Raw genomic sequence first — 1,273 nt, forward strand, 5'->3', positions numbered from 1 at the left:
CGCGCGCAACTGTCGTCCAGACTCGGCAGCGGTACCCGGGGCAGCGTGTCTTCGGCGGCGAACGTGGGTTGGTTCAATCCAAGTCCTCAGGTCTCGATGGGATGCGGGCGGGACAGGAACAGGTTGGCGTAGAGCCAGCCTTCGGCTTCGTGGTCGGTGGTGTCGATTCCCTTGGCCGCCAACGCATCCAGCACTTGTTCACGTTCCTGCGACGAGGCGAACCTCCGCTGCTGGAACATACCGGGACGTTGCTCGCTGCGATAGCCGAGCGCGGCCAACTCCTCGGCGATGGGACCGAAATCGAACATCCGCAACACGAAATGCGCCATCCACGGTCGCTTGCGCGGATCTGCTTGGGCGACCCTGGACAGGGTTTTCTCGGTGATGTAGCCGACACATCCGGTGGAGATCACCAGATCGGCGGAGGCGAGCACACGGCGCTGTGCCTCGGTGGGCTCGGTGGCCTCGAGGTCGGCGTGCACGTAGTCGTGCAGGAGTCCGGCGGCGTGGGCGTAGGTCAGCGCCGGGCGTGCGGCGTCCATCCCGATGAAGCGTACGTCGGGCATCAGGTCGCCGCGCAACCGCTCCCGGTCGGCGGCGATCAACCCGATCTTGTCGGTGTCGACGTGATCGCGGTAGTGCCCGGCCAATTCGTCGACGGTGGTGCCGGTGCGCAGCAGTGCCGCGTTCACCCCGTAGGAGCAGCCGAGGTCGAGCACCGTCGGGATCCGGCCCGGCCGAGCGGCCCGCAGCTGGCGCAACTGCTCGGCGAAGTGCGGCTTCGCCAGTTCCGGGATCCGGTAGTCCAGCTCGTTCATCCGTGCGAAGTACGCACGCGGATCCGGACTTTCGTAGATGTCGTCGAAGGATGCTTTACCGGTGGTGTGCAACGGAACGGACATGGGCGGTTCCTCTCAGTCGAGCAGTCGGTCACCTCGGACGGCGTCGGCCGCGGCGGCCACGTGGTCGGGCAGGACACGGCCGAACAACTGCCTGGTGCGTTCGACCGTGCCGATCACCCCTGGACGGTCCGTGTAGGCGAAAATCGCCGAATGTCGTTGGCTCGCACCGGCCACCTCGGTGACGCGGTGCAGGGAGAAGCGGCCCTTGAACAGCTGCAGATCGCCGGGGCGCAGTTCCAGCGCGCGAATGAACCGGGTGCCGTCACCGGTGAGCACGGCGCGCACGTCGTCGAGGTGCTCGGCGTGCGGGTCGCGGATGTTGGGGCAGTACTCGAACACGCCGCCGGCGTCGGGCTTGCGTGTGAGCATGC

General features: G+C 66.9%; 1 protein-coding gene and 1 pseudogene. Both read right to left on the reverse strand.

What is annotated here, in order from left to right; all coding sequences use genetic code 11:
* Positions 1 to 86: 86 nt before the first annotated feature.
* The gene (locus ACFWF3_RS36315; protein WP_378988173.1) at positions 87 to 902 is read right to left on the reverse strand and encodes a class I SAM-dependent methyltransferase; all 816 of its coding nucleotides are present in this window, start codon (positions 900 to 902) and stop codon (positions 87 to 89) included.
* 12 nt (positions 903 to 914) lie between these two features.
* Positions 915 to 1,273: pseudogene (locus tag ACFWF3_RS36320) on the reverse strand (arpA protein); the annotation flags it as partial.

This window comes from Nocardia sp. NPDC060220 (genome assembly GCF_042727815.1).
Lineage (GTDB): Bacteria > Actinomycetota > Actinomycetes > Mycobacteriales > Mycobacteriaceae > Nocardia.

Bases quoted from the DNA above. Each gene is read 5' to 3' on its own strand.
- ACFWF3_RS36315 (WP_378988173.1), bottom strand. From the start codon at position 902: ATGTCCGTTCCGTTGCACACCACCGGTAAAGCATCCTTCGACGACATC.